3 protein-coding genes are annotated in these 2,361 nt (G+C 72.6%); 1 reads left to right on the forward strand and 2 read right to left on the reverse strand.

Features of this window, described 5'->3' with window-relative positions; genetic code table 11:
- Window positions 1–296 precede the first annotated feature (296 nt).
- Together EHS43_RS42845 and EHS43_RS42850 are read right to left on the reverse strand one after the other, a co-directional pair.
- A complete protein-coding gene (locus EHS43_RS42845; RefSeq protein ID WP_125195858.1) occupies window positions 297–764 on the reverse strand; it encodes a hypothetical protein in 468 nt (155 codons plus the stop codon).
- Window positions 765–859: 95 nt separating this feature from the next.
- The gene (locus EHS43_RS42850) at window positions 860–1,471 is read right to left on the reverse strand and encodes a hypothetical protein (protein WP_125195859.1); all 612 of its coding nucleotides are present in this window, start codon (window positions 1,469–1,471) and stop codon (window positions 860–862) included.
- Window positions 1,472–1,683: 212 nt separating this feature from the next.
- On the opposite strand from EHS43_RS42850, the gene EHS43_RS42855 reads away from it, so the two are divergent.
- Window positions 1,684–2,361 (forward strand): helix-turn-helix transcriptional regulator (locus EHS43_RS42855; RefSeq protein ID WP_148104281.1); only part of this gene is annotated, 678 nt, incomplete at its 3' end.

Genomic DNA, 2,361 nt, shown 5'->3' on the forward strand with positions numbered 1-2,361 from the left:
GGCCCACCCTGCGCACCGGGTCGAGCCCCTGCCGTACGACGGCTCACGCGCCCCCTGAACGGCGTGCGCCCCCGCCGCACGGGCCCGGTGAACGGGGCCCGGCGGGCGGGGGGTGAGCCGGTGCGGGTGTCACCGCGGGCGGCCTCCGGGCCCACGGTGCCGTGGGGCCCGGTGACCCACCCGGCTCCGGGACACCGGGACCGCCCGGCATGGGCCGATCTGCCGACCGCTCCCTGTCGACCTCGTCGTATCCGGCGAAGTGCTGGGGCGGCAGGGAAACTGGCCTGAATCCGCCGCTACTTGCTCGCGAGGCCCTTGGTGCCGATATGGAGGATCCTGTGGCTGTCGCGGGTCATGTCGACCACGAGGGTGCTGGTCTGGCCGGCGCTCCAGGTGAGGGTGACGACGGCCTCGGTGCGGGCGGCGGTGCTGCCGTTGTCGGTGACCTTCCACGCGAGGGGCACGTTCTGGGCGCGCAGGACGCCGTCGGCGTGCTCCTTCTCCTCCCAGGCGTTCAGTTCCTTCTGGAAGGCGGGCGTCAGGTAGTGCGCGCGGAGCGCGTCCTGGAGTTCGCCCGCGCCCTCGTCGCTGACCGCGTCGATGTAGGCGCCGTAGAAGTCGGCGATACGCGTGATGTTGTCGGAGGGCTTCCCGCTGACGCTGCGCGGTGCTCCGGCGGAGGCCTGGGCGGTGACGCCGAGGCCGAGGGCCAGGGCGAGGCCGACGGCGACAGTGGCGCGGCGGGTCGTCTTGGTCGTGTTCATCGTGTTCCCCGTTTTCGTTCCGGTGCGTGCTGCTGGTGATGCGGTCCGTGCGGGGCCGCCCGCCCGACCCCCGTGCGGGAGGGCGGCCCCGGTTCTCAGTGGAGCTTGTTCACCGCGGTGGCGGTCGTCTTCTTGAAGGCCTTCACCGGGGCGTCGGCGAAGTCGCCCATCTGGGACCACTCCACGACGGTGACGGTCCGGTCGTCCCGGCCGACGGACAGCAGGTGGATGTCGGTGGCGCCGATCGCGTGCTCGGTGTGCAGACCGTGCACCCGGGCGCCCTCCTCGACCGCGACCTTGCCGTAGTCCTTGTACGTCGCCTCCAGGTCCGGGTCACCCTGTTCGAGGCGGTCCGCGCAGGTGCGGATCTCCTTGTTCATACGGGTGGCGAGGGCCGCGGCCTTCGCCTTCGTGCCGACCTCGATCGTCAGCTGGCGGGCACTGGTGTCCAGGTCGGTGCGGAAGTCGCGGTACCGGGAGTCGTAGCCCGGCAGCGCGTCCTCCAGGCAGAGCAGCAGTTCCTGCGGCACTCCGTCGGTCACCTTGCCCGCGGTCCAGGCGGACGAGGGGTGCGGCGGGAGGTCGGCGGCCGAGAGGAACCTGGGCGCGGCCGACGCGGCCCCGGCCTGCACGGCGCAGGTGACGCCGAGCACGAGGCCGGTCAGAGAGAGTACGGTGAGCGCGCCTGCTCGACTGCGCTTGGGCATGGGTGTCCCCCGTGGGATACGTGCATGGATGTGGGATGCCACGCCGACGCCGGATGGTCGGTCCGGCCCGGTCGGTGTGACACCAAGAGCATCAGCGGTCCCACGGGGCGGACGCAACATGGGACACGGGATCCGTCGGCATGGAACCATCCCAGGCCGTCTGACGTGCAGGTACAGGGAGTGCCTGGGATGCGGGAGCTAGGGGGAAATCGTTGTCGGCACCGGAACCACAGGACGATGTCCAGGAGTTCGCGGCTCTGCTGCGGCGGCTGAAGGAGCGCACGGACCGCAGCTACGGTTCGCTGGCCCGGCGGCTGAACATGAACACCTCGACGCTGCACCGGTACTGCGCGGGGGATGCCGTACCGGTCGACTTCGCTCCGGTGGAACGGTTCGCCGCGCTGTGCGGGGCCACGGCCGAGGAGCGGATGGATCTGCACCGGCTGTGGCTGTCGGCGGTGGCGGCGAGGCAGCGGCCACGGACCGCGGAGCCGTCGGATGCGTCGGATGCGTCGGAGGCACTCGTCGTGCCGGCCGGGACAGAAGGAGACCCGCGCGCGGAGGAGAACGAGAGCGAGGACGCGGGACCGGGCGGCAGTGAGCATGCGGACGCGCCGGACACCGTGCGGGTGACGGCGTCCGCGCCGCCTCCCCTCCCCTGGTACCGCCGCCGGCGTTTCCTCGTCACCGCGGCCACCGTCGTGGCCGCCCTCGCCACCCTGGGCAGTCTGTCGGCGCTGCCGTCCGGCCGTCCCGCCTCGGACAAGGTGGCCCAGGCTCCCGACCCGACGTCCCGGACGACCGCCCCGGGCCTGCCCGGCCGTTCCGGATCGCCGTCACCGAGCCCTTCCGCCACGTCCGCCTCCCCCTCCGCCGGGGCCACCCGGACC

Source organism: Streptomyces sp. RP5T (assembly GCF_003933965.1).
In the GTDB taxonomy this organism is placed as follows: Bacteria; Actinomycetota; Actinomycetes; order Streptomycetales; family Streptomycetaceae; genus Streptomyces.